We start from the raw sequence: 26,256 nt of genomic DNA, 5'->3' as shown, positions 1-26,256 counted from the left end.
TGAAGAATCAAGTAAGTAGGTTAGCATTGAAAATCGTCGTTATGGCAAGGCAAGAGGCAAGAGGCAAAAGGCAAGAGTGAAGAGGGTTTGGGCGATTTTACTTTTCTTTACACAGATTGGTTTTATTGTGTTCACCTACTTATCAAGTATGTTTGTGATTAGACAATCTGTTATTTATAGATACATTATAATTAAAATTTCGTCGGTTTGATATTTAACAGATTTTCTCAAGTTTCTGTAAATAAGCAACTAAACCTCGGAATCAAATTTCTTCGTCTAAAGCTTTCTTAGCTATTTTAGTAACATAGATTGTCACAGCAATTGTCGCTATTAACCCAATGATTTTAATTACCCAGGACAAGATGATATTCACAGGTTGATTATGAGTGCTAATTAAGGCTAAATCTCCTGCTAAATAACCAAAATACACATACATAATTGTTCCAGGAATCATCCCCACTGAACCAATTAAATAGTCTTGAAAAGAAACACTAGTAATTCCGAAAGCATAGTTTAATAAGTTGAAGGGAAAAAGGGGAGAAAGTCGAACTAATAGGACTATTTTTAATCCTTCTTTACTAACGGCTTTATCAATGATGGCAAATTTTTTATAACTAGATATTTTCTCTTTTACCCAACTTTGAGCTAAATAACGTCCTACTAAAAATGCGGCTACTGCACCTAATGTAGCCCCAATAAACACATATAAAGAACCCCAAATTACCCCAAAAAGGACTCCAGCACCTAAAGTGAGAATTGCGGCTGGTAAAAAAGCCAAAGTAGCAATAATGTAGATACCAATAAATACTATTCCCCCCAAAGCACCAAGACTATTAATCCATTGTAAAGTATTTGGTAAAAATGACAGGAAACTGAGAGAAGATACACTAATAGATTCCTGTACTAAAGCTAAATCTATTTCTGGTAAAAATGTCATAACCATAAGAATTATTTACAATTTTGAAGAAGAGTACCAATTACGAATTCGATGGGGGGATATCCCTAGTAAATAAGCGATGACAATAATTTGATTCCAAAGAGTAGTCTGGATAATTCCTTTTTTTAACCATCTGCGAGGTGAGGTAATTACAGGTGTTGGTAATAGATAAATTTTCCCCAGAGTTTTTAATTTTCTCATGAGTTCAAAGTCTTCCATAATTGGCATTTGGGGGAAATTACCAACTTGCTGAAATACATCTTTGGTGAGAAAAATACCTTGATCACCATAGGGCATTTGCCAAAGATGCGATCGCCATTTTACCCCAAATTCGACTAAACGCAACCCCCAATCAGGGGCATTTATCCGTAAAGCGAACGCACCAGCGACAATTCCCGGTTGTGCTAAGGTTGTGCAAATCATCTGTTCGAAATTAGTCGGTAAACGAGTATCAGCATGGAGAAACAGCAAAATCTCCCCACTAGCAGCCATAGCACCTGCATTCATTTGATTAGCACGTCCGGGAGGAGAAATAATCACCTGAACATTTAAGGATTTGGCTATTAATAATGTTTGATCTTGTGAACCACCATCAACCACAATTATTTCTACATTATTACTGGATTGACTGCTAGTAATTGCTTCCTTAATATTACTCGCTTCATTGAGTGTGGGAATAATAATAGAAATTTGAGCATTCATATCATTAGGGCTAGGAGGTAGGGGCGCTAGGAGGTAGGGGCGCAGGGCCTGCGCCCAGTCAGGAGTCAGGAAGAAGAATTGGAGGATTGATTTATTAAATTAGTTATTCTGTCATTTTGTTTAAGAGGTTGTTTGAAAAATCTAAATTATTACTTATCCTGGCGACTAGAAGTCGCGGCTACACAGACAAAACCCTTGATTTTAATTAGTCCACGGAGGTGGAATTCGTTTGTGTAGTAGCGTATCCCTGACGGGAGCCGGATGCTCTATTATATTCGCCCCAAACTTTTCAAACATCCTCTAAGACTCCACTACGAATCATCATTTGTGGCCAAATTAACAGAAAAAATCCCATCCAAATTAATAATGGAATAGCTACTAAAATTGTCACCCAAAGAATTTTAAATATTAACCAACTACCGCCAATTAATGTGACAGCAGTGAGGATAATTGACCAAGGCTGACACCACCAAGGTTTATATTTCCAAGGACTAATTGTTTGTTGTTCAGACATTTTTAGATGAAAAAACTAGAATTTGCTAAGAGAGAAATCATGGGCAATAGGTGACTTTTTTAATAAAGTGACTACTAACCATTGACACTTGCCGATTTTGATATTTCATTATGTACATGAATATTATATCAGCATTTATCCTCATATTTTTTCATAATCATTTATTCGTAACTTTGACTACTTTTAGTATTTTTTCAAGAGTTCTAAATAGACGGCAAAATATATTATAATATTGTTACATATTTGTTAAGAAAGGTTACATGACTCTTAACAAAAGGAAATATTGTTTATGGTTGTTCCCAATGAGAAGAATGCACCACATGAGATTGTTATCGTTGGTGGTGGCTTTGGTGGACTGTATGCCGCCAAGGCTCTTGCGAACGCGAAGGTAAATGTTACTCTCATTGATAAACGTAATTTCCACCTATTTCAGCCGCTTTTATATCAAGTTGCCACAGGTACGCTATCACCTTCGGATATTTCCGCACCACTACGATCTGTATTCAGCAAAAGCAAAAATACAAAGGTGTTGTTAGGAGAAGTAACTGATATTAATCCTAAAGCGCAACGAGTTATTTTTGGTGATGAATCCATACCTTATGATACATTAATTCTAGCCACTGGTGCTAATCATTCCTATTTTGGTAAGGATAATTGGAAAGAAATTGCCCCTGGTTTGAAAACTGTAGAAGATGCGATAGAAATGCGTCGGCAGATATTTTCAGCATTTGAAGCCGCAGAAAAAGAAAGTGATCCGGCAAAACGTCGGGCTTTGTTAACTTTTGTGATTGTGGGGGGAGGTCCGACTGGTGTAGAATTGTCAGGTGCGATCGCAGAGTTGGCATACCAAACCCTCAAAGAAGATTTTCGTAACATTGACACCACAGAAACGAAAATTTTACTATTACAAGGGGGCGATCGCATTCTCCCACACATTGCCCCAGAATTATCGCAAGTAGCAATAGAATCTTTACAAAAATTGGGTGTGGTTATTCACACTCAAACCAGAGTCACAAATATTGAAAATGACATTGTTACTTTCAAGCAAAACGGTGAATTGACAGAAATTCCCTCAAAAACTATCTTGTGGGCAGCAGGTGTGCAAGGTTCGGCTTTGGGGAAAATCCTCGCAGAACGCACAGATGTAGAGTGCGATTTCTCTGCCAGAGTAATTGTAGAACCTGACTTAACTATCAAGGATTATAAAAACATTTTCGTAATTGGAGATCTAGCTAATTTCTCCCATCAAAATGGTAAACCCTTACCGGGTGTTGCCCCCGTAGCTAAACAACAAGGAGAGTATGTAGGTAAACTCATCAAACGACGGCTTCAAGGTCGTACTTTGCCAGAATTTAAATACAATGATGTAGGTAGTTTGGCAATGATTGGGCAAAATTTAGCCGTTGTAGATTTAGGCTTCATCAAACTCACAGGTTTCATTGCTTGGGTATTTTGGCTAGTAATTCACATCTATTTCTTAATTGAGTTTGACACTAAACTAGTAATAGTAATTCAGTGGGCATGGAATTATATTACTCGGAATCGGCGCTCTCGCTTGATTACAGGTAAAGAGGCTTTTTTAGCAACACAACCTGTTAACAATAGTGGCGATTCCCAACCCAACAAAAATAAGCAGCCAGTCAATCTCTAGTATTTGTGGTTGGCATTAAGTAGCTCAATTAAGAACACTTGACACCCAAATCCTTGACTATTTAGAGAAGTCGGGGATTTATTTTTTTGCATTGAGTTCTTCTCATCAAATACTCACAAAACTTATTCCTGCAACCAATTTTCTAAACTTAATCCCTCAACTCTCAATAAATCGCTATCATTAGAAACCAGAATAAATCCTTTAACAATAGCAGTTGCAGCAATTAAAATATCCTCTGTTTGGATTGGTAATCCTCTTAATCTAAGATTTGCATGAATTTCTGACGCTTTTTCTAAAATCGCTAAATCATCCAAGAAAATGATTTGATAATCCTTACAGAAATTATCAAATCTTTCTAATTGCTTAATTGCATTGACTGCAAATAAACCTCTTTTAACTTCAAAGTAAGTAATGCAACTGATACTCAATAACCCTTCTTGAGATTGAAATTCTTTTAATCTTTGCTTAATTTTGGGATTATTTTTTAGTTCTAAGGAGACAATATTGGTATCTAATAAATATGCCATGTTCTTTATTTCCGTTTAATCATTTCATCAAAAATTGCTATTTGTTCGGGAGTTAATTCATTTAAAGTTCCTGCTACTGCTTCTGTCACCATGATTCCGCTACAACGGGTTTTTAAGTCCTGATCTTGCATACTATTAAACTCATCAATAGGTAAGTTTTGCTGAAATAGATTATATAACTCGTGAATCATTTCCTCTGCATTCAGTTCTTCCTTAAATAAAGGACGTTCTTCCATCAAAATATTAACTATTTTCTCAATTCTGCTGATCATGGACTCTTGTTGAAGTTCTGTTGATAACATAATATTTCCTCCTGGGAAATGTAAATTATATTCATGGATGTCATTTATTATAGCATTTTTTAGTTTTGTGATGTCTGTTCATTGCTCCAGTGTTAATTTCTTGCTAATGGCTGAATGCTTGAAAATATTAGTTTTTTACAGTGATATTGAATCTATATTTGTAATATTTTTTAGTTTTAACCCTGACTCTGTTAGAAATGCGCTATTATACCTTTGTATAAATAACAGTAGTCAAACCTCGAATTATGGATATTGTCACTTCTGTTGCTGCGATCGTTAAGTTAATCGCCCCCTGTATGCCTTTTCTGATGACAATGGGTAATAAAGTCGCAGAAGGTGCATCTCAAAAAGTAGGTGAGGATGTGTGGAATAGGGCGAAAACGATTTGGGCTAAGTTGCAGCCGAAGATAGAAGCCAAGGAAGCAGCAAAGGAAGCAGCGGAGGATGTAGCTAAAAATCCCGATGATGAACTTTCAAAAGCAAGTTTGCAGAACCAACTGAAGAAGATTTTGGAAGCGGATACAGCGCTCGCTGAAGAAATAGCCAAGATTTTACAAGCAGAGATTGATAAACCTGGTGACAATATTCAAATGAGCGCTAATGCTTACGATAACAGCACGGTTAAGCAGGTGGGTAAAATTGAAGCTGATAGTGTAACTTTTTAATCAGTCACATTTCACAGGTAGGGGTTTAGCAATGCTCATTGGTGTCAACTTAACGTAAAACCCATAGCCCGCCTGGGAATGAATTCCCAGTCTAATAGCAAAAGTCATCTAAAGATGACTAAGAATTATCTAAATCCTCAGTTTACTTTAGTAAACTTTAGCTATTAGCCCGGAAATTCATTTCTGGGCGGGTGTGGAAGCCAAACAAATAAGCCATTTGTAGCTTAAGTTAACACCTGATAAATCCCTACAATTTATACAATGTCGCGCCATCTTTCGAGTTCGCAGCTACAACATCCACCATTTACCTGCTGTAAGCTATGACAAATGAATCTAACCCCAATCACCAAAATAATATTGAAATGAATGTCAATGCCTTTGGTGATAGTAAGGTGACTCAAATTGGACAATTAAATGCCCAGCAGGTACAGATTATTGTTGACAGAATAAATCCTGCTATAGAACGAATTGAACAACTTGCTAAACCAGAATCACCGGGGATTCTCAAAGCGGGAAACCCTAGTAAAAGTTTGGCTTATTGGCAAGGAAGAACAGCAGAAATTGCCAATTTAAAACAATGGTTAAATAATCCAAATATTCCTCTAATTGGTATTGAAGGTATTGGTGGTATAGGCAAATCTATGTTATCAGCCTATATTTATGAAGATGAAACAATAGCAGGTTTTACAAAACGTTTTTGGGCTGATGTGAGTTCTGGGGCAATTTTTACTGATGTAGCTACACAAGTTTTGCAAGATTTTGGTTTTCGAGTCCCAGAACAAGAAACACAATTAGTACAAGCTTTGGTGAAATGTTTGCAATCCGATGAATATTTATTGATCATTGATAACTTAGAAAGTCTTTTAAGAACAGATGGAATTTGGGGAAGTCAATTCTATGAGGAATTTTTTACAACTTGGGTAGAATGTGGGGGTAAAAGTAAGGTAATTGTCACCACGAGAGAAAGACCAGAATTACCGAAAAGATGGGAATGGCTACCCTTATCAGGTTTAAAAATAGAAGATGGCATCAAACTATTAACAGCTTTAGGTATTCAAGGAAATTTAGAGGAATTTGTCAAATTAGTAGATGGTTATCCCTTACTGTTGCGATTTGTAGCAGATTTATTAAAGGAAGAATATCCCCAACACCCGCATTTAAAAAGATTGGAAAGTTTAGGTTTGGGGAATTTGCAGCAATTATTAACAGATAAAAAAGTAGTGGGTTCGCACCGTCGGGAAAATGTGGCGATGGTGTTGGTATTAGATACCAGTTTTGGGCGGTTGAGTGAGTTGCAAAAGTCTCTATTACAAAATATTAGTGTTTTTCGTGGGGCGGTAAATAGTAAGGCTGCGGTAGCTGTATGTTTAGGAAGTTCAGAAACCGAGATTGAGAAAGAATTAAGAAATCTTGTCAAGCGTTCTTTTTTATCAGAAAAACTGATTGATGATGGCAGATGGTTTGAGTTTCAGCCTGTGGTTTTGGAATATGTGCGATATAAGGCTGGTGATCAGACAGAAGCACATCAAACAGCTATTAAATATTATCAGTCAATTGCTAAACAACAACCTTGGCAAACCAAAGATGATATTCAGGAATATTTAGAAATCTTTTATCATTTTTACCAATTGGCAGATTATGATTCAGCATTTGAGGCAATTTGGCATTGCAATGATTTTTTGAAATTGCGGGGTTATTATGCTAACCAAGTGGAATTATATGAGCAGTTGGTAAATAAATGGTCGGAAATTGATGATAGACAAAATTGGAATCATCTCGCTTCTCTCATTTCATTAGGCAATGCTTACAAGTCTATGGGGAAGTACGAAAGAGCAATCAAGTTTCTCCAGCAGTCTTTGGATATAGCTATAGAGATAGGTGATCAAACAGGCAAAGGTATTTCCTTAAAGAGCTTGGGTCTTACTTACCACGAATTGAGCCAGTACGAAAGAGCAATTGAGTTCCATCAGCAGTCTTTCAAGATATTTAGAGAGATAGGATATCGCAAAGGCGAAGGTGATTCTTTAAATAATTTGGGTCTTGCTTACTGCTTTCTGGGAGATTCCCAAAAGGCGATTGAGTTTCTCCAAGAGTCTTTGGAGATATGTAAAGAGATAAAAGATCGCCTTGGCGAAGGTTCTACCTTAATCAATTTGGGTCTTGCTTTCAATAAACTGGGACAGCACGAAAGAGCGATTGAGTTCTATCAGCCGTCCTTGAATATAAATAGGGAGATAGGCCATCGCTTAGACGAAAGTATTTCTCTATTGGGTTTAGGTAATGCTTACGGCTCCCTGGGACAGTACGAAAGGGCGATCGCTTTCTACCAGCAATCTTTGGATATCAGCAGGGAAATTGGCGATGTTCTAGGGGAAAGTTTGTCTCTCAACAATTTAGGTGATGCTTACGACTCCCTGGGACTAGATAGGGAACAAGACGCACTGGAGGCTTATCGCAATGCGCGGGAACTATATCAGACAATGGGACTTGATGCCGATGTGCAAGATTGCAATGATAAAATTGAGGGTCTTTCTCAACCTAAAAAACCTGTAGTTTCTCAGCATGGGTTTTGGGGTTGGTTGCGTCGGTTGTGGCGTTGGCTAAGTGGTTGGTTTCGGCGATAAATAAAATCTGTTAAGTTATAATTAATCTAATCTGTTAATTCCCAAATCTTTGAAAATTATAGTTTCAAATTTATGAACAGCCAAACTATTCCTCAAATTATTCCTAAGAAGGATATTACTGAGTATTTCAATTTTCTTTTTCCTGGAGATATTAGACTAAAAAACTCCAGAATAGGAATTGAGACAATACTTTATGAATACATTGATTGTGGACGTTCTCCAGAAGAGATTGCTCAAATATATCAATCACTTTCTTTAGAACAAGTCTATGCCACTATTCTTTACTATTTGCAAAACAAAGAAACTATCAGCGATTACATGAAGAACTGGATAGAACATGGTCATAGAATGAGAGAAGAACAGAGACTTAATCCCCCACCAGTATCAGAAAAACTCCGTCAACTGAGAATAGAAAGACAAGCAAAAGTATAAGGAAATGACCATTAAATATTTGATTGATGAAAATATCAATCCTTTATATCCAAAACAAATTAAACTCAAAGAACCTGATATTGTTGTTCAGGTAATAGGAGAACCAGGAATACCACCGAAAGGGACACTTGATCCTGAAATTCTCTGTTGGTGTGAGGAGAATAATTTCGTATTAGTCACAAATAACCGTACTTCTATGCCTGTACATTTAGCTGATCACATGGCTGTGAATCGTCACATACCAGGAATTTTCATTCTCAATCCTAATTTAAGTGTTGGTGAAAATATAGAAGAATTAATCTTAGTTGCTTTAGCTTCAGAAGATGGTGAATATCAAGATCGTATAGTTTATTTACCCTTACCATAGCTGTTAAAAATATTCAAGAGAAAGTTATTTCTTGGAAAATTTAGGCAATGCTTAGGACTCGCTAGTATAATACAAAAGAGCGCGTAATTAATAAACTATTAAAGTTGTAAAATCCAATGTATGACAACATCTGTAAATATCTCGCCGAAAACTTCCAAGCAGACTTAGCTACATGGTTACTAGGTTCACCAGTCGAATTAACAGAACTGAGTCCAACAGAATTATCAAACGAACCAATTCGCGCCGATTCGTTAATTTTATTACAATCAGAGAACTTAATATTACATATTGAATTTCAGACCGATGGTAATAAAAATATACCCTTTAGGATGTTAGATTATCGAGTTAGAGGTTATCGGCGTTTTCCTGACAAACAGATGCGTCAAGTAGTGATTTATTTGAGAAAAACAGATTCTGAATTAGTCCATGAGAATAGTTTCAGATTAAACAAAACTTACCATGAGTTTGAAGTAATCCGTCTATGGGAACAACCAACAGAACAATTTATGACCGCGCCCGGTTTATTACCATTTGCCGTGCTAAGTCAGACAGAAGATCCTACAATGGTATTGAGCCAGGTAGCACAAGCAGTCGAAAAAATTAAAGATCAACAACAACAAAGGGATATAGCTGCTGCCAGCAGTATTTTAGCCGGGTTGGTGTTAAATAGAAATGTAATCAAGAAAATTTTCAGGAGTGAGATTATGCGCGAATCAGTAATTTATCAAGACATCCTTGAAGAAGGTGAAGCTAAAGGTGAAGCCAGAGGCAAAGCTGAAGGTGAAGCCAAAGGTAAGGCTGAAACAACAAGAAAATTGGCTATAAATTTATTACGAATTGGTATGAATTTAGAGCAAATTGCTGAAGTCACTGAATTATCTGTTGAACAAGTTCGAGATTTACAACAAGAAATTCAATCATTGTAAAACTGAGTATTTGTAGTGATTTTTCAGTAAAGAGTGCGATTCCTACGGAGCGCTTCGCTATCGCTCTCCGTAGGCACAATGTATACATCACAACTAATGAAGATGAGCGATCGCCTTAATCCCCCATCATTATCAGAAAAACTCCGTCAACTTAGAATAGAAAGACAAGCGAAAGTATGAGGAAATGACCATTAAATATTTGATTAGAGACTTCCAAGAAATAAATTATCCTAAGAAACGAACCACAGAGGCACAGAGTACACAGAGAGAGAATTTCTGCATCAGTTTTGGGACATTTTTTTATTTGGAAGTCTCTTAATGAAAATATCAATCCTTTATATCCAAATCTTTGAAAATCATTTTTAAGTAATTGGACAAAAATATTTACAGTCATTGCGAGCGAAGGGAAGCAATCACAACCCTTGGAATTGCTTCATTTCACTTCGTTCCATATGGCTAACGCCACGCAACGCTTACGCAATGACATTGTGTAATTAATTCTGTTTCACTACTTATCAATCTTCCTGCAACTTAAAATTCACATCTTCATAAATATCTAACAGTGGAATTTCCAAATTTATAGAACCTAAAAAGATTTTATCTTGATCAGATTCATAAGCACGAAATAACCAAGCATCATCTTCAGCTTTTTTATAATGTTCTATGCTGATTTCATATTGGCTAATTAACACATATTCTTGAAAATCAGGAATTGAGCGATAATAACGAAATTTATCAGTGCGGTCGTGATTTTGTGTAGATTTAGAAAGAACCTCAACAATTAAACAAGGATTAAGAATAGTATCTTTACGTTGCGGTTGAAAAAGTGGTTCACCATCAATCACTAAAATATCTGGATAAGTATATTGATGATAACGCGGAATCCATAATCGCAAATCACCGATATATGGTTTGCAACTTTTACCCCGCAGTGCAAATTTCAAAAAGGCATAAACATTGCCGGCAATTTGATTATGATTAAGAGAACCCCCAGTCATTGCTACTATTTCTCCATTTCGGTACTCGCTGCGAAATTCTGCAAGTTCTTCTTGTGCTAAATATTCTTCAGTAGTGTAGTAACGTTGTTGAGTTTGCATAGTTTATTTTTTTGCTATCTCATGTTTTGATAATAACTACAGTAGATACATTTTTCATGTGGTAAATTTTATATTATTTTAGATGATATCTGTGAAAACTGCAAGCTAACACGAGTATAATCATAACACTTGGTGAATAATATATCAAAAAAGGAGAATATTCTAGAATGAATTAGAGGTTGTTTGAAAACTTTTTCGTGTGGGATCTGACACCCGCAGATCCCCCTAAATCCCCCTTGAAAAGGGGGACTTTGAGGAATTTAGCCCCCCCTTTGTAAGGGGGGTTGGGGGATCTCGATTAATTCTGATACTTTTCAAACATCCTCTTAGCTATGAGAAACATTAATATTCATTATGATGAAACTGATTTAAGTAGGTAAACAAAATAAAAATGAGGGGTATTGCATTTTTTAAAATGGCTGAAACTCAATCAGAATCTCGCATTGAGACAACTTTACATACCGTTATATACCTTTAAATTTTTCTGTTTACCTACTTATCACTAATTAATATTCATTCAATATCTTCATAATTAAAGTTAATATTTATAATAATTAGGAATATAGGCGAACATTAGTTCGCCCAAAATATCCTAACCAACATCATCATGAGCGAAACGGTTAAACAAGAAATCTAAGGCATAATTTCGCAGTTGATAATATTGAGGATCTTCCATAATTCTCGCTCTATCTCTAGGGCGAGAAAAAGGAATTTCCATCACTTCCCCAATTTTTGCATGAGGTCCATTGGTCATCATTACCAACTTATCAGCCAAAAATAAAGCCTCATCAATATCATGGGTAATCATCAAAACTGTACAACGATTATCACCCCAAATCTTCAACAATTCTTCTTGTAATTCTTCCTTAGTAATTGCATCTAACGCCCCAAAAGGTTCATCTAAAATCAACACTTTCGGACGAATAGCCAAAGCCCGGGCAATAGAAACCCTTTGTCTCATCCCCCCAGACATTTGCATAGGTTTCTTTTCCATTGCATCAGCTAAACCCACCATTGCTAAATGATCTCTGACAATAGCGCGTTTTTCTGCTTCTGGCTTAGTTGGATAAACTGCATTTACAGCTAAATAAATATTTTCAAATGCTGTTCTCCAAGGTAGTAAGGCGTAGTTTTGAAATACGACCATTCTATCTGGACCTGGTTTTGTAATAGGTTGTCCTTCTAATAAAACTTGTCCAGTGGTAGGAAAGTTGAAACCGGAAACCATGTTTAATAAAGTTGATTTACCGCAACCAGAGTGACCGATAACGCAAAGAAATTCCCCTTGTTCAACGTTGAGGTTAACACCATCGAGAACTGTAAATGGTCCATTTTTAGTGGGATAAACTTTACAAACATCTTGGATTTGTAAAAACGGTTGACTGCTAATTGTGCTAGTAGCTGTGTTGGTAGTTCTCAAGTTGCGGTTTTGCATTTTAAATTTTTAGTTTTGAATTTTTTTAATAACTCGTTCCCAGTCTCCGACTGGGAATGCTATCAAGAGGCTCTGCCTCTAGTAAAATGAAGGCAGAGCCTTCTATACTTCATTCCCATACAGAGTATGGGAACGAGGAAACGATGAAAGATCCCCGACTTCTAATGTGATGATGTCAATAAATCATGAATCTTTAGTAGAAGTCGGGGATCTGGTTTAAGCTGCAATTTTACGCGGTGCATCAAGAACAACTTCTGCGACGGAAAAATCGCGTTTAATTTCTAAACTGGTGAGATAGGCAAAAGGATCATCAGAGTTGAAAGGTTTACCATCAAATAATTGAATTGGTTGACGAGTGTAGCTAATATCTAAACCTAATTCTCTAGCTGCGGTACTAAATACACCAACTCGACAAACTCTTTCCACAATTTCTACCCAGTTGCGAGGAAATGGCGTTTCTCCCCATCTTGCTAATTGTGTCATGATCCAGATTTGTTCGGTTCTGCTAGGACGATTAATAGCAGAATCAGAATAAAATTGATGATGGGCATACTCACGCATGGGATGATCTAAATCACAGGTATTAATGCCATCAGGATCTTCAATTTGGATAAAATCAATGTCGGTGCTGACATAATCCCGACTTGCTAAAATTTGTCTAACTTCTTGGGCATTTTGGGGATCAGCACAATATTGACAAGCTTCTAATAATGATTTGGTTAAGGCAATATGAGTGTTTGGATATTTATTTGCCCAGTTTTCCCGTACTCCTAAAACCTTACCAGGATGTCCTAACCAAACTTCTAAATCTGTGGCAATGGTAAAGCCTGAACCTTCAACTGCTGCCCGATAATTCCAAGGTTCACCTACAGAATAACCGTCAATAGTTCCACCTTTTAAATCTACTACCATTTGAGCAGGAGGGATATTTTTCATAACCACATCACTGTCGGGGTCAATTCCACCTGCTGCTAACCAATAACGTAGTAATAGGTTGTGCATGGATGCGGGATGAACTACTCCCATTCTGTGTGTTTGTTCGCGGGTTTTTAGGAGATAATTTTTGAAGTCGGATAAGCTATGTACACCTTCGTCATAAAAACGTTTGGCTAAGGTAATGGCGTTACCGTTGCGAGTCATGGTTAAGGAGGTAACTACTGGTAATGGTTCGTTTTTATTGCCTCCTAAAGATAACCAAATTGGCATTCCTGACGGCATTTGTGCCGCATCTAAATAACCCCCAGTGATGCCATCAACGACTCCGCGCCAGTTGCTTTCTCTGACTAAGGAAACTTCATCTAAACCATGTTTGGTGAAAAAGCCTTTTTCTTTGGCTATAGCTAATGGCGCACAAGCTGTAAGGGGTAAGAAACCGATTTCTAAATTAACTTTTTCTAAACCATGACGGGCAATATCTGGAGTTTTTCTTGCCCGAATTTTTTTGATGCGTTTTTGTTGGTTAAGGAAGTAAATCATTTCACTTCGCAAGGTGTAGTAGCTGGGATGTTTTACTACTTCCATGCGTTTGCGAGGACGAGGAATATCAACTTCTAAAATATCGCCAATTTTTGATTCTGGTCCGTTGGTTAACATGACAATTCTGTCAGATAACAAAACGGCTTCGTCTACGTCGTGTGTCACCATAACGGCGGTAACTTCGTTTTCTTCACAAATTTGCATTAATTGTTCTTGCAAATTCCCGCGAGTCAGTGCGTCTAATGCACCGAAGGGTTCATCTAATAGTAATAGTTTAGGACGAATTGCCAAGGCGCGGGCTATAGCTACCCGTTGTTTTTGTCCACCTGATAACATCCCTGGTTGTTTATCAGCATGGGGACGCAAACCAACCATATCTATGTGTCTATCAATAACCGCTTTGCGTTCGGCTGCGGGCATTCCATGCAATACTGAATCTACCGCTAAGGCGATATTTTCTCTTACTGTTCGCCAAGGTAAAAGCGAATAGTTTTGAAATACGACCATTCTATCTGGTCCTGGTTTTTTAATTCTTTGTCCTTCTAAAGTGACTAAACCTTCTGTTGGTAAATCCAAACCGGCAATCATATTTAAAAGCGTGGATTTACCGCAACCAGAGTGACCGATAAGAGAAACAAATTCGCCTTTTTTAATTTGGAGGTCAATACCTTTGAGGGCGATATATTGACCGCCACCAGTTAATTCAAAAACTTTATCAATTTGCTCAACGCCAACAAATATAGACATAATTTTGGTAATTGTTAGTTGTTAGTTGTCAGTTGTCAGTTGTCAGTTGTCAGTTGTTATTTCTTTGTTATTAACTAATGACCACTGACTAAGTAGGTAAACACAATAAAACCAATCTTTGTAAAGAAAAGTAAAATCGCCCAAACCCTCTTCACTCTTGCCTTTTGCCTTTTGCCTCTTGCCTTGCCATAACGACAATTTTTAATGCTAACCTACTTAATGACTAAGAGGGTGTTTGAAAAGTTATGATTGCTGTATCAAATATTTTACCCCTCCCTAACCCTCCCCTTATAAAGGGGAGGGAACTAGATTTTTATTGTTTCCCCCCTTTACAAGGGGAAAGGGGGTAACAATGTGATGAAAATTACGGGATACCACTTTTCAAACAACCTCTAATGACTAATAACTATTTCTGTTCACTTGGTAAAATCCAGTTTTGTAATGCAGCCATGAGTTTATCTAGGATGAGACCAACAACACCGATATAAACTAGTGCCAAAATTACTTCACTAACGTTGTTATTTTGATAAGCATCCCAGATAAAAAAGCCGATACCAACAATACCGGACATCACGATTTCTGCCGCAATAATCGCTAACCAAGCCAAACCAATAGCAATTCTTAAACCTGTAAAAATGTAGGGTAATGCTGAAGGAATTAAGATATTAAAGAAATACTCTTTTTTAGAAAGTTGCAGAACTTTAGCAACGTTGTTATAGTCTTGAGGAATTTGAGTTACACCCACCGCAGTGTTAATGAGAATCGGCCAAATTGCGGTGATGAAAATTACGAATAATGCGGCTGGTTCGTTTTGGCGTAATGCTGCTAGGGAAATAGGAACCCAAGCTAAAGGAGGTACTGTTCTTAATAACTGAAACAAGGGATCTAAAGCTTTTGACATGGTTCTATTAACACCAATCAAAACACCCAAGGCAATACCGACAATCGCTGCTAATGTATAGCTAATAGCAACCCGTTGGAGACTAGCCCAGATTTGCCAAAAAAGTCCTTTATCAGTGCCTCCTTTGTCATAGAAGGGATACAAAATCAAGATCCAAGTGTCTTGAATAACTTGAATTGGTCCGGGTAATGTTGCCCCTGGAGTCCAAGAAAATAGTTGCCAAATAGTTAAGAAAATTAAAAGGGCAATAGCTGGGGGGATAAGTTCAGGAAGTTGTTTCTGTAAACTTGATAAAAGTTTATTCTCTAATTTAGGGCTTGTGGCACGTTTTTGGGCTATGGTCATGGATTTTTCCTCTAATTTATGAATGATTAATGGGTGTTTTGTGAAAATTAAATTTGCATTTTAAAAATCCGTGTAGAGACGTTCTAAGTAGTGAGACAGAATTAATACACAATGTCATTGCGTAAGTCTTGCGTGGCGTTAGCCATATGGAACGAAGTGAAATGAAGCAATCGCAAGGGTTGTGATTGCTTCCCTTCGCTCGCAATGACTGTAAATATTTTTGTCCAATTACTTATGTCTCTACATTTTCAGGCAGGTCTATTGATTAAACACCTACTTTTTTAATTTTTAAACTCTTGAGATATTCTTCTGGTTTTTCAGGGTCGAATTTGACTCCATCAAAAAACTCTTCAACTCCACGAGATGTACTAGTGGGAATGTCAGCAGCAGGTATTCCTAATTCTTTAGCTGCTTCTTTCCAAATATCTTCGCGGTTCACTTTTTTGATTAATTCTTTAGCTTTAGCTGCACCATTGGTAATGTAATCTTTGGGTAAGAATCCCCAACGCACATTTTCGGTGATGAACCATAAATCATGACTTTGGTAAGGATAGGAAACGCTGCCTTTAGCATCTTTCCAATAATAAGCAGCCATTGATTTATCATCAATTGTTCGACCATCACCCATGTCATATTTACCTTGGTATGGGTCAGCCAGAACTGCTGGGGAAGATAAACCAAAATACTTTTTAGCGGCGAGAATTTCTGCGGCTTCTTTGCGGTTATCAAAGTTATCTAGCCACTGTTGGGCTTCCATGACACCTTTTAATAAGGCTTTTGTGGCTTTGGGATTTTGGTCAACCCAATCACCTCTCATGGCAAAATATTCTTCGGGGTGATTTTTCCAAATTTCGGCTGTTAATGCCGCCATGAAGCCGATTTTGTCGTTAACCAGACGAAATGGCCAGGGGTCGCCAGTGCTGAAAGCATCCATTGTCCCGGTTTTCATGTTGGCGACAGTTTGCGCCGCTGGAACTGTCAGCAATTTGACATCTGTATCCGGGTCAATGCCACTTGCTGCTAACCAATAACGAATCCATAAGTCTTGGTTAACGTGAGGGAATGTGAAAGCTGCGGTGAAGGGTGTGGAGGATTTGAGTTGGGCAAATAGGGGTTTAGCCGCATCGAGTTTTAAGCTAATACCTTTCCCTAAATGTTTGTTGGCGATCGCAATGGCATTACCATGAGTAACTAACTGGGCAAGAACATACATGGGTATTGGTTTATTACCCTTAGTAATTTTTCCTTCTGTAATTAAGTGTGGCATGGGCATTTGCCATTGACCACCATCAATACCACCACCAGCAGAACCAATTTCTACGTTGTCTCTTGCTGAACCCCAAGAAGCTTGTTTAGAAATTTCGACATCTGACATCCCATATTTCTGAAAAAAGCCTTTTTCTAAAGCAATTATTAATGGTGCAGACTCAACAATGGGAATATATCCAAGTTTAACTTTTGTCGTTTCTGGTTTTTGTTCTGGGTTAGTATTAGCTACTGCTTGAACACCAGATTTTGCAGAATTACCAGTGGTTTCTGGTGGGTTTCCTAAACAGCCTTTCAGTAATACGGCACTGGCAGAAACTCCAGCAGTGACAATAAATTTACGGCGAGTAATTTGATTCAAAAAGTCGGACATAACTAAATCTCCTACATTTACAAAGTTATTTTTTAGCCATAATTAGACATTAAAATTCAAGCAAAATCATAATATTTTCTTGCTAATGCCATAAAAGAATTGCCTTTTCTAGATAAAAAAGCTGATTTAGGTATGGGGGCAAAGTTTAATTACTTTGGGTTTTTGGGTAAGATGGAAAACAACCTCTGAACCAATTAAAATCAGTTTACAGGTTTTTTTGGGAAATGGATCAACTTGGCAAGGTAATTATTAAATAAATATTAGATTAGACATATAAGTAAAAACTTATAGTCTGGACTTAATTTTGTGACAAGTTCTTAATATATATTGCTTGATTGATGATAATGATTATTCTCAACTATGGTTTCCGTAATTTTAGGTTTATTTAATCACATAAAACAGGAGAGAAATAGACAATCCTGATGTTAACTATAGAATGACATCTTCATCCATAGATGAATTTGATGATAACCATTTTTGATGACAGAGAATTACTACAGTATAATTCAGGAGTCAGGAGTAAAACTGGCTTTGTGTATATATAAGTAGGTTGGCGTTAAAAATTGTCGTGATGGGAAGGGAACTCCAAAAGAGGTTTTGGGCAACTTTACTTTTCGTTACATATTACTCTTACAGCAGTTGCAGGTTGAATGCAATACAATTAAGGGCGCAGACCCTGCGCCCCTACAGGATTGGCGATGAAACTTTGTACCTCATAACAGCAGGAGGTGCTGTATGAGAAGCCGCTCCGCGTCTACAGTTTTTTCCGTTCACCTACTTAGTTATAGGAAGGGGATTATAGCTAAACAATGACAGGATCAACCTTTGCCAGTGATAATAGACGAAAAATCACATACTGATTACCAGCAAATATGAAACGTCGTGAATTTATAAATTGGGTGGGATTAGGTTGTTTAGCTAGTTCCTTACCTGTCGCAATTGCAGCCTGTTCTCCCGAAACCAGTACATCAGCTAATCCTGGATCTAATGCTGCTACTAAAGGCTGGCAAAAGGTGGGTACGGTGGCACAATTAGACAAAACTGGTCAACTATTGCTGGAAAATTCCCCAATTGGTGCAGTATTAGTGGTTGGCACATCTAAAACCGCAAAAAATTTGATTGCTGTGAATCCAACTTGTACTCATCAAGGTTGTACGATCGACTGGAAAGCCAAAGAAAGCAAATTTGTTTGTCCCTGTCATGGAGCAAAATTTGCTCGTGATGGCAAAGCACAAGACGGACCCGCTAAAAAACCACTGAAAACTTACCAAGCCAAAATTGAAGGTAGTTCTGTCTTAGTCCAAGCAACTTGATCTTCCTAAAGAATTTTATATAGCAGGAAGTAGGGGCGCAGGGCCTGCGCCCAGTTAGTACAGGTCTTGCGCCCAGTTAGTACAAGTCCTGCGCCCAGTTAGTACAAGTCCTGCGCCCAGTTAGTACAAGTCCTGCGCCCAGTTAGTACAAGTCCTGCGCCCAGTTAGTACAGGTCTTGCGCCCAGTTAGGAGTCAGAAAAACATTCTTCTCCCTGTTCCCTGCTATATAAATCGCTATACAACACATCAATTCAGTATTCGCAAGTATTTTTGCTAATTTGGTTATGTAAATTAAATACTAGACAATTAATTAAATTAAATTAAAATTATACAAATAACCCGTTAAATTAATAAGAGCTATAATTTTATACTTAGGTTAAATCAAAATGCGTCTAGAGCAGTTGCAAGCCTTTTTGGCGATTGTTCAAACTGGCAGCTTTCAACAAGCAGCAAAACAATGTGGTGTGACTCAATCAACCATTAGTAGGCAAATTCAGGCATTAGAAGCAGATTTAGGGATAGAACTATTTCATAGAACCTCCCATGCCAAATTAACGTTAGGTGGTGAACGATTACTTCCTCGTGTACATAAAATCTGCCAGGAATGGGAGTTGGCTACACAGGAATTAACAGATTTAATCGGAGGAAAGCAACCAGAACTATGTATTGCAGCGATACACTCAGTTTGTGCTTCTTACTTACCACCCGTGTTACAAGAGTTTTGTCATCATTATCCAGATGTCCAATTGCGAGTTACATCATTAGGAAGCGATCGCTCTCTGAAAGTCCTCAAAGATGGTTTGGTAGACTTAGCAATTGTCATGCACAATCGCTTTCTGATCACAGGCAAAGAAATGGCTATAGAATTCCTATACGAAGAACCCATAGAAGTCCTCACCGCAGCCAATCATCCCCTAGCTGAATATGAATCTATCCCCTGGTTAGAGTTAATTCGTTATCCTCAAGTAGTATTTAAGGATGGTTATGGAATGCAACGTCTGATTCAAGATAAATTTGAACAGATGAAAACTACACTTAAAACAGCTTTAGAAGTAAATACCCTAGATGCCTTTCGGGGGTAGTTCGTCAAGGAGAACTCATTGCCTTACTTCCCCAGTCAGCACTCATAGAAGCCAGATATGACCCCACTCTGGCTGTCCGTTCCCTCTGTGAAAATAGTAATTTACGTCATAATTCCCCCCTGACTCGTCAGGTAGTCATGGTAACAACTCAAGATCGTCTCCACATTCCTCCCATACAATATTTTTGGCAACTTGTCAAGGATAATATTCCTGGAAATTCTAGCAAGAGTTAGGAGTAAAAGAGAATTGTGGAAGGAGTTTCATGATCAATTTGAGCCTATACAGCACTTTTCCTTTAAAATTGCCTTTTTCCACTAACAACTGATAATTAACAACTAACAAATGACTAATAAATTTCGGGAATTTATCCAAAAAGTAGGTAGTGGAAGTCACACATCAGATCATTTAACCCGTGCTGAAGCAGCTACTGCGACAAAAATGATGTTATTATCTGAGGCGACACCAGCACAAATTGGCGCGTTTTTAATTGCCCATCGGATTAAGCGCCCTACTGGGGAAGAGTTAGCAGGAATGTTAGATGCTTACTATGAACTAGGTCCAAAATTGTCGGCAATAGCCCAACCTGTCATCGTTTTGGGTATGCCCCATGATGGCAGAACCCGTACTGCACCCATCAATATCATTACGGCTTTGTTATTAGCTACTGCGGGTCAACCTGTAATTATGCACGGCGGAGATCGCTTACCCACAAAATATGGTTTACCTTTAATCGAGATTTGGCAAGGTTTAGGAATAGATTGGACTGGTTTATCACTGGAACAAACCCAGGGGATTTTTGAAGAAACAGGAATTGGCTTTATTTACACACCCAAACATTTTCCTTTAAATCAAACTCTGTGGGAATATCGTGATCAATTGGGGAAACGTCCACCGTTAGCAACAATGGAGTTAATTTGGTGTCCATACATGGGGGAAGCCCATATTATTGCCGGTTTTGTTCATCCACCCACGGAAGCAATGTTTCAAGCCGCTTTAGGATTACGTGGGATGACAAAATATACTTTTGTTAAGGGCTTAGAAGGTAGTTGTGACTTACCACGCGATCGCACAGCCATTGTCGGTTTATCTTCATCAAATCCAGAAACATTAACCCGTCTACAACTTTCACCCCGTGAATATGGCTTTACTACTAAAAATGTTCCTCTAACTACTACAGAAGAACTCATTCAAGATATGCAAGGGGTTTTGATAGGAAAAGCCAGCGAATTAATGCAAACAGCCCTCTGGAATGGTGGTTTTTACCTATGGCGCAGTGGGATTTGTCCAGATATGCAAGCTGGTATAGACAAAGCCGCCGAATTAATTACCAGTGGTCTATTAGCTGCTAAACTGCACCAAATCAAGATGTTGCTGAGTTAAATTTATAACCCATTCTTTCTTCTAACTCCTGACTCGGTGACTCCTACTATTCCTAATTAATCCGCTTACTAAGCAGATCATCATAATGTCGCACTTCTAATAGCTGGTTTTTTTCACCCACAATGACAACAGTAGGAGAGTAACATTTTAACTCTTCCATAGTAAACTGCCCGTAAGTCATTATAATCAAGCGATCGCCAACTACGCCTAAACGTGCGGCTGCTCCATTCAATTCAATAGCTCCTGAATTAGCTGGAGCGGATATGGCATAAGTAATAAAACGCTCGCCATTAGCAATATTCACTACTTGTACTTGCTCGTAAGGGAATATACCAGCTTTTGCCAAGAGAACCTCGTCAATGCTGATACTGCCCACATAATTAATATTTGCCGCTGTGAGTGTACAGTTATGAATTTTTGCTGATAAGAGAGTGCGCTGCATTTGATTTTAAATTTTTTTTTTGCAACCAGTGAGAGATGGGGGAATGAGATCAGTAGGTTCTTACTAATTATTCCAGAATAATCGGTTTAAGTAGTCAGACAGAATTAATTACACAATGTCATTGGGAATGGAAAGAAGTGAAATGAAGCAATTCCAAGGGTTATGATTGCTTCCCTTCGCTCGCAATGACTGTAAATATTTTTGTCCAATTACTTAGTGGGTAATGAGTAATTCACATTACCATCACCCATAGTCTATTATGCTTTAGCTTTAGCTGCTTGAATGAACTTTTCTACTAAGGGGGCTACCTTATCAACATCCTGCCAACCGAGAATTTGTGTTACCTTTTTTTCCAAATTTTTATAACTACGGAAAAACTCGGCAATTTCTTCCAGTTTATGAGGGGCTATGTCTTTAAGGGACAATACATGAGCATAGCGCGGATCTTTATCGGGAACACAAAGAATTTTTTCATCGCGATCGCCACCATCAATCATTTCCAAATAACCAACAGGTCTAGCGGCAATAACGCAACCGGGAAATGTTGGCTCATCCATGATCACCATACCATCTAACGGATCGCCATCATCAGCCAAGGTATTGGGGATAAAACCATAATCATAAGGATACTTAACTGAAGAATAGAGAACCCGATCTAGGGCAAACGCTTGTAAATCCTTATCGTATTCGTATTTATTTTTACTTCCACCAGCAATTTCAATCAGGACATTAATTACACCTGGCTTTGGTTGGGCGGGAATCAAAGATAAATCCACAATAAAACTCCTTTACTAAAAGTGAATCAGCGGTAGCAGCCATTTTCGCTCCCAGTGTAAGATCTTAAAACATTGTGGATCTCTTCCTCAACATTCCTTCTAAAATACTGGTAAATTTCATAAGAGAAATCCACAAAAAAGATGATCCTAGTGCTTACGCATTGACAAAGTTTTCTAAATATGTAATGTAGATTTTATCTCTTGTAGGGTGCGTCAGACCCAATAATTTGGTAAAAAACAGATTTCCTCTATCTGACGTGGTTGGTGAGCTTGCCGAACCACACCCTACTCAATATGTAATGTGGATTTTATCTCTTGTAGGGTGCGTCAGACCCAATAATTTAGTGAGGGACTTCCAAGAAATAAATTATCCTGATTAACGAACCACGGAGGCGCAGAGGACACAGAGGAATAAGGGTTTGAGAGATTTTTGCGTTAGGTGGTTTATCGGTTGTCAAGAGATTGCTTCCTTTCACTCGCAATGACAACTCATGCAGCACAGGTTTATTAGAGACTTCCAATCAAAAAAATATCCCAAAATTTCTTGTGGTGCGGGACGAATTGCCCGCTAATCATCAAGGACGGGCAAGGATGCCCATCCCACAAAATTGGATCATTTTTTTTGTGGAGTTCTCTAAATGACCCACAAAAAAGGCTCAAGAAGAAAACTCCCTACCCCTAATCCTCTGCTTTAAGTCTTAAATTCTGCTGTATATTCTAATCTCCACGAATAGGTAGATTGTAAGTTAAGGATGGTTGATTGTTTTCAACATTAACAGAAGAATAGTGGGCAATGATAAATACTGGTAAAGTGAGAGTGATCAGGGCGATCAGTGTTCCCACAATGTCTGCCAAACGCTGGGAATATGTATCGGAAGAATTGGCAGACGGGCTATTTAAATTCATATAAAGTTGCAATTAATTCAAATCACGAGTAGGTTGACTCTCTGGAAAAGAGCGTCTACACTATTCTAACTATTTTTTACTATAAACCGTAATGTCAGGGATAACTGACATTTTTGATCATTCAGAAATTCCGTAGGGGCGCAGGGCTTGCGCCCAGAAATTGATATGTCCTGCGCCCCTAAATTGGTGATTACACCAAAACTATACAGCTACTTTTTGTTTTGTAGTTGATTCTTCAGATTGTAGAGACTCTTGTTTTTCTTGATTTCCCTGTTCTGAATCACTGTTTGGTTGAACTAGTTGAAGGTGAATATTATTCACTTGATTAATGAATAGTTCTATTGCCTGACTTACTCTTTGTTGTTGTTTACCTTCTTCTGAAATATCATAACAACGATAGGCTGGGCTAATTCCCAAAATAAACTTTTCCTGTTCAGCTTCTAATAATTCAACGGCTTTGTTAGCAGCCATCCAATTTTTCTCAAAAGGAAATGAGGTAACGATACTAGCAACAATGGAAGCAACGGCTGGGCAAATAACAGGCAGCCATTTTAACCAACTTTGTCCTGCCTCTAATTTATCTACCAACACTAAAATTGGTGTTACACCTGACAAAATAACGGTAGAAATTTGCAAAACATAGTAAAGAGTTCTGGCAAGATTTCGAGAACTTTTATAGTCGTCAATCAACTCTTGCGAATATTCTAAAGCTTTGGCTCGTGCCGGCAAAACTGTATTATAGTCCAATGTAGTACCATTGCTTAATAGAGATGTATAGAGTTCAGCTTTTTTGGAAAGCTCAGTTTTTTGTGATTCCTTTTTAGCATTATTTACCGATTGTCTATTGAAAAGAAATAAACCAATCGAAACAGTTAAAGCAACGGAGGCAGCAGTTACATATTGTGGATTACTAGAATCAACATAAATAATGAAGCCTGATGTTATCGCAACTGCGCCTAATAAGTAATCAATCAACTTGAAAAAAAACAACATATTTTTGCCTGGTGTAGTTATTGGGATAATGTTGAATTCGTCACTGAGAAAAGTTGTTGCAAAATAGTAATTTTACAAACAATGATGTATATTACACGAAAGTAACAATATTGACAAGTTGTACTAACTGTCAATATTGTCAATAGTATAATTTAACGCTTAAATAGCCGTGCTATATCTTTTGCGCGTACCTATGGCTAAGGTTAAAACCAAAAATGTTAAACCTCCTGCTAGATATAAAGGATAGCCATAGGTAATGGGTTGGGATTGGTGAACTATCATCCCCGCAATCACTGGACCAATACCGTTGGAAATACTTAAATAGGATGCGTTTAATCCTAATACAGTTCCCTGATCTTGTGGTCGAGCATTGAGAGAAATCAATGTACTAATCATGGGTTGGACTAGGGCATTAAAAAGCGCAAATAGGATGCTAACTACAATAAAATAATTGATGCTAGGCCAAACAGGCATTAACAAAAATGATAAACTGCGAACAAATAAGCCTAAAAATAATATCTTGACAACATTAAATTTACGACTGAGGACAGATACTCCCCAAGTTTGCATGATTACTCCTAATGTGCCAAAAACTAAAAATAAGAGTGTTAAAGATTTATTATTTTGATGTAAAACTTGGATAAAGTATGGTTGAAAGGCATAGGTGAACATGGTAAATGTTGTCCCGGTGCAAAAGTTAATGAATAATAAAATGCCAATTCCTGGCATGGCAAATCCTTTAATTAAATTTTCTAACCCTAAATCAAAGATATTCGTAGCCTTTGGAGATTTATTTTGTAAGGTTTCTGGTAATAAGAAGATTGTCATTAACATCGCTATCATAGCAACTGCACCGGAAACTAAAAATGCCGTTCCTAAAGAAATTTGCTGTGCTACTAAACTCATAACTGGACCAACAATAAATCCTAATCCCATCGCCGCACCATAAATCCCAAATGCCTGAGCGCGATTTTTTTGGCTGGTAACATCAGAAATAACGGCTTGGGCAACTGAAGCATTTCCACCTGTGATACCATCTAAAAATCTGGCGAAAAATAGTAATATTGCTGTTGTGGCAGTTCCTGCGATAGTATTAGCAATTACTGTTCCTGCTAAACTGATTATTAATAATGGTTTCCGCCCAAATCTGTCGGAGAGTTTACCAATTACAGGAGTGGCGAAAAACTGAGCAATAGAATATGTTGAGAATAATAAACTGGTTTGGAAATCATTTAAACCAAATTGTTTACCATAAAGATAAATTATGGGGATGAGAATTGTAAAACTCAGGGAATTAATAAAGGCAATTAAGGCGGTAATCCAAAAAATTCGATTCATTTTTGATTAAATATATTTATCTTTAGTCATCTTACCATTGACCAGACTTTTACTTACTGCTCATAAAATTTAAATTACAGAGATTTCTTTGCAAGCCAGAAAAACACTTGCATTCACGAGTTCATATTCAAATCCATAATGGACAATTCAAAATTATGGGTATGGGTGCATGGCATTCCTATTGGTATGATCCTTCCCATCTGTTACTGACGATTCCTTGGATTGGCTTTTTTTTGCCGATTTGTGGCGCTTATGTAGCTATTACAGCAGTTTGCGATCGCTTAGGGACTTCCAATTAAAAAAATACCCAAAAATTTCTTGTGGTGCGGGCTGAAAAGCCTGTTAATCATCAAGGACAGGCAGGATGCCCATCCCACAAAATTGGGTAATTTATTTTTTGGTGTTCCCTTATTGGTTAGGAGGAAATTGTATTGCTAAGGGACTTCCAAATAAAAAAATACTCAACCACCTAACGCAAAAATCTCTCAAACCCTTATTCCTCTGTGTCCTCTGCGCCTCTGTGGTTCGTTAATCAGGATAATTTATTTCTTGGAAGTCCCTAATGCTAAACCAGGTTCTTTTTTAGATGCTTTTTTCTTTATCTTGGACGGTAATGCACATTATTGATGAGTCCAGTCCTCTGTATGGGATAACTTCAGCATTATTAAGCTAACATCAGGTTTTGCTGATTGGGATTGATGAAACTCATTACCCGTCAAAATAAATTTGACGAACTAC

General features: G+C 37.6%; 24 protein-coding genes and 1 pseudogene. 10 read left to right on the top strand and 15 right to left on the bottom strand.

Annotated features, from left to right (window positions below; translation table 11 throughout):
- Positions 1-262 precede the first annotated feature (262 nt).
- The 3 genes from AA650_RS17850 to AA650_RS17840 form a co-directional block, all read right to left on the bottom strand.
- On the bottom strand, positions 263-943 hold the full coding sequence (locus tag AA650_RS17850) for a TVP38/TMEM64 family protein (RefSeq protein ID WP_053540038.1): 681 nt from the start codon (positions 941-943) through the stop codon (positions 263-265).
- Between the two features lie 9 nt (positions 944-952).
- Positions 953-1,639 carry a TIGR04283 family arsenosugar biosynthesis glycosyltransferase gene (locus AA650_RS17845; protein WP_053540037.1) on the bottom strand — a complete coding sequence of 229 codons (687 nt, stop codon included), beginning with the start codon at positions 1,637-1,639 and terminating at the stop codon, positions 953-955.
- 289 nt (positions 1,640-1,928) lie between these two features.
- On the bottom strand, positions 1,929-2,153 hold the full coding sequence (locus tag AA650_RS17840; protein WP_053540036.1) for a DUF6737 family protein: 225 nt from the start codon (positions 2,151-2,153) through the stop codon (positions 1,929-1,931).
- Positions 2,154-2,442: 289 nt separating this feature from the next.
- On the opposite strand from AA650_RS17840, the gene AA650_RS17835 reads away from it, so the two are divergent.
- Positions 2,443-3,804, top strand: a complete 1,362-nt coding sequence (locus AA650_RS17835; protein WP_039200825.1) for an NAD(P)/FAD-dependent oxidoreductase — start codon at positions 2,443-2,445, stop codon at positions 3,802-3,804.
- 122 nt (positions 3,805-3,926) lie between these two features.
- On the opposite strand, the gene AA650_RS17830 is transcribed toward AA650_RS17835, so the two are convergent.
- Positions 3,927-4,331, bottom strand: coding sequence for a type II toxin-antitoxin system VapC family toxin (locus AA650_RS17830; protein WP_053540035.1), 405 nt, complete (start codon positions 4,329-4,331; stop codon positions 3,927-3,929).
- 5 nt (positions 4,332-4,336) lie between these two features.
- Positions 4,337-4,633 (bottom strand): hypothetical protein, encoded by a 297-nt coding sequence (locus AA650_RS17825; protein WP_053540034.1) that lies wholly within the window; start codon positions 4,631-4,633, stop codon positions 4,337-4,339.
- A 245-nt stretch (positions 4,634-4,878) separates the two neighbouring features.
- Here AA650_RS17825 and AA650_RS17820 point away from each other — a divergent pair, with 245 nt between their 5' ends.
- From AA650_RS17820 to AA650_RS17800, 5 genes are all read left to right on the top strand, one after another.
- A complete protein-coding gene (locus AA650_RS17820; RefSeq protein ID WP_234413220.1) occupies positions 4,879-5,298 on the top strand; it encodes a hypothetical protein in 420 nt (139 codons plus the stop codon).
- Positions 5,299-5,618: 320 nt separating this feature from the next.
- Positions 5,619-7,922, top strand: coding sequence for a tetratricopeptide repeat protein (locus AA650_RS17815; RefSeq protein ID WP_053540033.1), 2,304 nt, complete (start codon positions 5,619-5,621; stop codon positions 7,920-7,922).
- Between the two features lie 72 nt (positions 7,923-7,994).
- The gene (locus AA650_RS17810; protein WP_053540032.1) at positions 7,995-8,354 is read left to right on the top strand and encodes a DUF433 domain-containing protein; all 360 of its coding nucleotides are present in this window, start codon (positions 7,995-7,997) and stop codon (positions 8,352-8,354) included.
- Between the two features lie 4 nt (positions 8,355-8,358).
- Positions 8,359-8,721: a DUF5615 family PIN-like protein gene (locus AA650_RS17805; protein WP_053540031.1), complete on the top strand. Its 363-nt coding sequence runs from the start codon at positions 8,359-8,361 to the stop codon at positions 8,719-8,721.
- A gap of 116 nt (positions 8,722-8,837) precedes the next feature.
- Positions 8,838-9,647 (top strand): Rpn family recombination-promoting nuclease/putative transposase, encoded by an 810-nt coding sequence (locus tag AA650_RS17800; RefSeq protein WP_053540030.1) that lies wholly within the window; start codon positions 8,838-8,840, stop codon positions 9,645-9,647.
- Between the two features lie 515 nt (positions 9,648-10,162).
- On the opposite strand, the gene AA650_RS17795 is transcribed toward AA650_RS17800, so the two are convergent.
- From AA650_RS17795 to AA650_RS17775, 5 genes are all read right to left on the bottom strand, one after another.
- Positions 10,163-10,744, bottom strand: coding sequence for a Uma2 family endonuclease (locus AA650_RS17795; RefSeq protein ID WP_053540029.1), 582 nt, complete (start codon positions 10,742-10,744; stop codon positions 10,163-10,165).
- Between the two features lie 592 nt (positions 10,745-11,336).
- On the bottom strand, positions 11,337-12,179 hold the full coding sequence (locus AA650_RS17790; protein ID WP_039200832.1) for a nitrate ABC transporter ATP-binding protein: 843 nt from the start codon (positions 12,177-12,179) through the stop codon (positions 11,337-11,339).
- A 216-nt stretch (positions 12,180-12,395) separates the two neighbouring features.
- Positions 12,396-14,402, bottom strand: coding sequence for an ABC transporter ATP-binding/substrate-binding protein (locus AA650_RS17785; protein ID WP_053540028.1), 2,007 nt, complete (start codon positions 14,400-14,402; stop codon positions 12,396-12,398).
- A gap of 406 nt (positions 14,403-14,808) precedes the next feature.
- Entirely contained in the window at positions 14,809-15,648 is an 840-nt protein-coding gene (ntrB, locus tag AA650_RS17780) for a nitrate ABC transporter permease (RefSeq protein ID WP_053540027.1), read from the bottom strand.
- A gap of 265 nt (positions 15,649-15,913) precedes the next feature.
- Entirely contained in the window at positions 15,914-17,287 is a 1,374-nt protein-coding gene (locus AA650_RS17775; protein ID WP_053540026.1) for a CmpA/NrtA family ABC transporter substrate-binding protein, read from the bottom strand.
- A gap of 872 nt (positions 17,288-18,159) precedes the next feature.
- Here AA650_RS17775 and AA650_RS17770 point away from each other — a divergent pair.
- From AA650_RS17770 to AA650_RS17760, 3 genes and pseudogenes are all read left to right on the top strand, one after another.
- A complete protein-coding gene (locus AA650_RS17770) occupies positions 18,160-18,600 on the top strand; it encodes a ubiquinol-cytochrome c reductase iron-sulfur subunit (RefSeq protein ID WP_053540025.1) in 441 nt (146 codons plus the stop codon).
- Between the two features lie 387 nt (positions 18,601-18,987).
- Positions 18,988-19,916: pseudogene (locus AA650_RS17765) on the top strand (LysR family transcriptional regulator).
- 109 nt (positions 19,917-20,025) lie between these two features.
- On the top strand, positions 20,026-21,063 hold the full coding sequence (locus tag AA650_RS17760; protein ID WP_053540024.1) for an anthranilate phosphoribosyltransferase family protein: 1,038 nt from the start codon (positions 20,026-20,028) through the stop codon (positions 21,061-21,063).
- Between the two features lie 52 nt (positions 21,064-21,115).
- Here the strand turns inward: AA650_RS17760 and panD are convergent, their stop codons facing one another.
- The 5 genes from panD to AA650_RS17735 all read right to left on the bottom strand — a co-directional run bounded on the left by panD (position 21,116) and on the right by AA650_RS17735 (position 25,518).
- Positions 21,116-21,505 (bottom strand): aspartate 1-decarboxylase, encoded by a 390-nt coding sequence (gene panD / locus AA650_RS17755; RefSeq protein WP_027404164.1) that lies wholly within the window; start codon positions 21,503-21,505, stop codon positions 21,116-21,118.
- Positions 21,506-21,762: 257 nt separating this feature from the next.
- The gene (locus tag AA650_RS17750) at positions 21,763-22,281 is read right to left on the bottom strand and encodes an inorganic diphosphatase (RefSeq protein WP_027404163.1); all 519 of its coding nucleotides are present in this window, start codon (positions 22,279-22,281) and stop codon (positions 21,763-21,765) included.
- 717 nt (positions 22,282-22,998) lie between these two features.
- Complete coding sequence (locus AA650_RS17745) at positions 22,999-23,187, bottom strand: hypothetical protein (RefSeq protein WP_053540023.1); 189 nt, start codon at positions 23,185-23,187, stop codon at positions 22,999-23,001.
- Positions 23,188-23,388: 201 nt separating this feature from the next.
- Positions 23,389-24,180, bottom strand: a complete 792-nt coding sequence (locus tag AA650_RS17740; RefSeq protein WP_053540022.1) for a DUF4231 domain-containing protein — start codon at positions 24,178-24,180, stop codon at positions 23,389-23,391.
- Between the two features lie 159 nt (positions 24,181-24,339).
- Positions 24,340-25,518 carry an MFS transporter gene (locus tag AA650_RS17735; protein WP_053540021.1) on the bottom strand — a complete coding sequence of 393 codons (1,179 nt, stop codon included), beginning with the start codon at positions 25,516-25,518 and terminating at the stop codon, positions 24,340-24,342.
- Positions 25,519-25,673: 155 nt separating this feature from the next.
- On the opposite strand from AA650_RS17735, the gene AA650_RS29350 reads away from it, so the two are divergent.
- Positions 25,674-25,817, top strand: a complete 144-nt coding sequence (locus AA650_RS29350) for a hypothetical protein (protein WP_199924287.1) — start codon at positions 25,674-25,676, stop codon at positions 25,815-25,817.
- The last annotated feature ends 439 nt before the right edge of the window (positions 25,818-26,256 follow it).

The organism is Anabaena sp. WA102 (genome assembly GCF_001277295.1).
Classification (GTDB): Bacteria; Cyanobacteriota; Cyanobacteriia; order Cyanobacteriales; family Nostocaceae; genus Dolichospermum; species Dolichospermum heterosporum.
The sequence above is the reverse complement of the archived record's forward strand: the minus strand, read 5'-3'. Positions and strand labels throughout refer to the sequence as shown.